Source organism: Dellaglioa sp. CoH-57-MRSF-20 (assembly GCF_056781955.1).
Genome location: NZ_JBXAXV010000011.1, coordinates 1 through 4,217, shown reverse-complemented (window position 1 = coordinate 4,217; position 4,217 = coordinate 1). Strand labels below are relative to the sequence as shown.

The following is a 4,217-nucleotide window of genomic DNA, read 5'->3' as shown; positions in this document are numbered from 1 at the left end:
GTTTTGTATTCGGGTACTGATAAATTCTTACGCTCTTTGTTTTTGTTGCCACGTTGAACATCAAAGCCATTCTCTTTGAGATATTGTGGTAATTCCTCTTGAATGCGCTGTAAGGCTTCACGATTGAATATACGCTTAGCTGAGAGCTTTCTATCATCATCAAAGGGCACAATGCCCATATGCATGTGAGGGGTCTTCTCGTCCAAGTGAACGACCGCATAACGAATATTTTCGTCGCCATAGTTATCTGCAAAATATTGTTTGGCTGTTTCAAAATATTTACGGGTTTCGACTTCGTCTAATTGCTCAAAAAAATCTTTGTCACTGGTTAGAATCCACTCATTGACTAAAACAGCGTCTTTGCGAACTGCCCGCTTACTAGCTTTATTTTCGTTGATATAGGCTTCAATATCCGTTTTAAAATTATCAGTGCGCCCAGCCACCAAATCATAATTCAAGTGGGAGCGGGAAACATCAATATCTTCGTTGCTGTGATTAGTCGTTTTCCGTTGGTCATGATTGCCAATACCGACTAAATTATCAGCTTTTAATTTCGTCATTCTAGCCACTACAAAACTCATAGTACGCACCTCATTTCGGAGTTATCTTCCAAGTAAAGTATAACCCACTATACTTCACTCTGTGAAGTGTGGTCTCTGCGAGGCTAAAAACTGTCTGTCCACTTTGCCCCTTTTTTCGCCTTTAGGCTGAAAAGGTTCGACGTGAACAGGCACAAAAAAAAACGCCTACAGCTGTCCTTTTTTCTAGTAACAGAAATGATATTTTCACCTTTGCATTTTTCCGCAACGATTGCAAATTCATTTCAATATCAAATTCAAAACAACAGACCTTGCCACTTTTTCAAAAGTGGCAAACCCAGAAAATTTCTACATGTCTCCGACGGCTCGAAAACGAGTTGCCAAGAGGGTGGAAAATCAGTGGATCGTATCAACTTCTTAAATTCCTTCCGATTTGCTTCAGTCAGACATTTATCGTTGACCCTACCGTTTATTTTCCCACTGGCCAAATAAAAAAGAGTAGCCTAAGCTACCCTTTTCTAAAAAAATAGTTCAACAATCGCGCCCATTGAAGGTAAATTTTTAAGAAATAACATTTTTTCATTTTACTTAGAAAATATAATACTAGCCCCTTTTATCACATTTTTCCGTACAAATAGAAATGCATATTCTCTTGTAATTCTGGCAAATCGAGCGTTTCTTCAGCTAATCGTTCCAAACCTTGATGTTCATAAAAGCCAAAATTACATGTCGTATCCGTAAATAAGTAAAATGTCTTAAGATTTTCAGATGTCATATAATCTAAAAATTGTTGATACAATTGTTTACCGATACCTGAACCACGTTGGTTTCCATCTACAACAAAAAAAGCTAATTCACCATCAAAGTTTGTACCAATGCTCTTTAAAAGAATTTCATCAACTTCTTCAAATTTTTGAAACGTCTTTCCAATTTTACGCCCTTCTTTAGATATAGCAATTCGTGCAACAGCAATTCCTTGCCGAATAAGATACCTTAGTGGTTTACGATGTGTTTCTCTATTTTTACCCATAATAATACCAACAGGCACTTCATTAAAAACAGCAACACTAGTAAATGTTTGATTAACAAGACAACTGGCAAGATATATTTTAGACAGTTGTTTAGCTAATTTTGGGCTTCCTAATCGATCGTAGTTCCATGATTTGCGAATCATATCTTCCAAGATATGATAATCGGATGGTTTAATAGGACGGTATTTAATATCTGCTTGTGTCATTACTTTTCCTCCAAATAATTAACTTCTAAATTGTTCTTAAATCCAATATATTCCACGTCAATAATCATTACTTAACCTCTCCAGTCTCAATATTTATTTTATTTCTCCCATTTCTATCAATTCCTCAAATCCTTCAACAAAGTAATCTCTATCTTTCAAACAAACAACTCGTTTTTCTGGACCTTCAGGTGTCTCAGTTTCACTTAACTTTATACCACAAATAAAGCATTGACCTAAAAGCTCTTTAGTCGGGATAACATTTTGATCAGTGTATTCTAAGTATTTCTCAACATCACTTTCACTAAACTCTCTCATGCTCTCACCCCTCTCTCATTCTTTATTTCTCCTGTATCAGGATCAATGGTTTTTGAATAGACCGGACGATAACCACATTGGTAATTTGCATCAAAATATAGTCGAAAAATTCCAGAAGAACTTGAAATTATTTCATTCACATATTTCATACTCTCAATTCCAAATTCGTTACCTCTTTGTCTGATAAACGAGCTTAATTCCTTTACATTAACAATGTTATATTCATCTACAATTTCAAGTAAAGTCTGCCTTAATTCTTTCTTTTCATTTTCATCAAGTGTTACGTATCTATCAATATCAAAATCATTTATAAAGATTAAATCTTTTTTATCGTAGCGGTGTTTACCTTTCTTAATTGCATCAGAACTTTCATGCGTTAAATACTGAAAATAATACTCCACGCTATCAACAATTTCGATATGAGATACAGATTGATCACCTAAATTACGTTTTATTTTTTTCCGAATACTTTCAACAGTAACCGGATTACGAGCAATATACAAAACATGATAATGTGGTTTTTTATAAATTGATCCACCAGCACTTATTATCTCTTGTTCATCAGGAGTCATATCTTTAAATTTTCGTTCAGTTTTATCTAAATTATGGAGCGGACTAATCGCCATAGGAATACCAGTTTTTTCTAAATTTTCAATAAAGTTTTCAGGAATACTTTCAGGATACAAAATGAATGCAAAGTTTCTAGCCTTTGTATTTTTAGTAGTCATATAGTATAATCACCTTTAGAAAATAAAAGCATTTTTCACGAGCGAACTTGAGAGAGGGCGCTCTTTTTTTATGCTCATTTTTCTCCTTTCTTAGATTTTTCGATAACATCACGCATATAGTTTCTAATATCGTAAGTTACAATTTTTCCTTCACTTTTTAAAATCTCTTTGTAATCAGCATACATCTTTTTAGGTATTCTAACGGTTACAACTTGATATTCTGTTTTCTCTTCAGGCATAAAACTCACTCCTTTATTTTTTTATCATTATACATCATTATATACTTATAGTCTATATAGTCAAAAAATAACCCGTTTAAAAAAACGGCGGTCAAAACGGCGGTCAAACGGCGGTCATAAAAAAACTCCCAAATCCATTGGGAGAGTAAGCGTAAAGTCCTATTCAAGTAAAATTTGGCACTCGGCACTTATAGGGGGGTCGTAGTACGGGAGCGAAATTCGCTCCCTGCCCCCTGATTTTCAAAATTTTTATCCCACTCAAACCAAAATATGGGCTCCGCCCAAACCCGCAAGCTGTGTCAGCTTGACCCCATAAATGAGCGGGAGCTCCCGCTCAAACTCACCCCGCACTCGCCGTGGGGCAGGCAAAAAAAGCAGGTGTGCTTTTCTTTGCATGCGCAAAAGTGTTTTATCCGCTAGTCTATCAACTCCTTAAAGCCTCAAAAAGGGGCTAACTGCTAAAGCAGCAAGCCCCTTTAATTCGATTTACCGTTGACAGACACAAAATTAACGACGTTCAATCTAGCCAGATGTTAAATTAAGCTCTTAAATGCCATTTTAAGCCCATATAAGCGTTTTAAAGATGTGGACCGCCTAATTCATCAGATTTATGTTTTTCGAGTTCCTGTGAGCTTTCAGGGGCTTTTTTAGACGGTTCTTTTAGTCCTGCACGTTCTAGCCACTTGTCAGGTAAATTGATACCTAGTTTTTTGTGTAGAAATTCATCAACATTGCGGACAATGCCTTGAAGTGTTCCGACTAACTTTTGCAATCGCTCATTCTCTCTTTCGAGGTCATTATAGTCCCACGTTGTTCTAGTCAGTTTATCTCTTAACGAGTCGGCTTCACGCCTTGCTCTAGCATGCATTTGATTGTAATTATCACTAAAAGACGCCCGTTGTTCCAAATCAGCGAGATCAGATTTATCAACCATGACTTTATTTTTATTCAGCAAAGTTGGTTTACTAGCAATTTTTTTGTTATCCCGTGGCTTGATTTCATCAAGCTGTTTTTTAGTATCTGCAAGCTTTGCTTGTGTCTCTTGTTTTTCGGTCTCTATTTTTTTCAAATCTTCCCGCATAGTTTTGTATTCGGGTACTGATAAATTCTTACGCTCTTTGTTTTTGTTGCCACGTTGAACATCAAAGCCATTCTCTTT

Annotated in this window: 5 protein-coding genes and 1 pseudogene; all 6 read right to left on the bottom strand. The window is 35.9% G+C overall.

What is annotated here, in order from left to right; translation table 11 throughout:
- On the bottom strand, window positions 1–581 hold a 581-nt coding region (gene mobV / locus AC1RPN_RS07685; protein WP_481763635.1), incomplete at its 3' end, for a MobV family relaxase.
- Window positions 582–1,155: 574 nt separating this feature from the next.
- A complete protein-coding gene (locus AC1RPN_RS07680) occupies window positions 1,156–1,776 on the bottom strand; it encodes a GNAT family N-acetyltransferase (protein WP_481761989.1) in 621 nt (206 codons plus the stop codon).
- Window positions 1,777–1,869: 93 nt separating this feature from the next.
- Window positions 1,870–2,091: a hypothetical protein gene (locus tag AC1RPN_RS07675; protein WP_481761990.1), complete on the bottom strand. Its 222-nt coding sequence runs from the start codon at window positions 2,089–2,091 to the stop codon at window positions 1,870–1,872.
- On the bottom strand, window positions 2,088–2,819 hold the full coding sequence (locus AC1RPN_RS07670; RefSeq protein WP_481761991.1) for a replication protein: 732 nt from the start codon (window positions 2,817–2,819) through the stop codon (window positions 2,088–2,090). The genes AC1RPN_RS07675 and AC1RPN_RS07670 overlap by 4 nt, the downstream gene beginning before the upstream one ends.
- A 74-nt stretch (window positions 2,820–2,893) precedes the next feature.
- Window positions 2,894–3,058: a transcriptional regulator gene (locus AC1RPN_RS07665; RefSeq protein ID WP_481761992.1), complete on the bottom strand. Its 165-nt coding sequence runs from the start codon at window positions 3,056–3,058 to the stop codon at window positions 2,894–2,896.
- Window positions 3,059–3,635: 577 nt separating this feature from the next.
- Window positions 3,636–4,217: pseudogene (locus AC1RPN_RS07660) on the bottom strand (MobV family relaxase); the annotation flags it as partial.

Excerpts from the sequence above, each read along its gene's own strand:
- AC1RPN_RS07670 (WP_481761991.1), bottom strand. The coding sequence starts at position 2,819 with ATGACTACTAAAAATACAAAGGCTAGAAACTTTGCATTCATTTTGTAT.
- AC1RPN_RS07680 (WP_481761989.1), bottom strand. The coding sequence starts at position 1,776 with ATGACACAAGCAGATATTAAATACCGTCCTATTAAACCATCCGATTAT.
- AC1RPN_RS07675 (WP_481761990.1), bottom strand. The coding sequence starts at position 2,091 with ATGAGAGAGTTTAGTGAAAGTGATGTTGAGAAATACTTAGAATACACT.
- AC1RPN_RS07665 (WP_481761992.1), bottom strand. The coding sequence starts at position 3,058 with ATGCCTGAAGAGAAAACAGAATATCAAGTTGTAACCGTTAGAATACCT.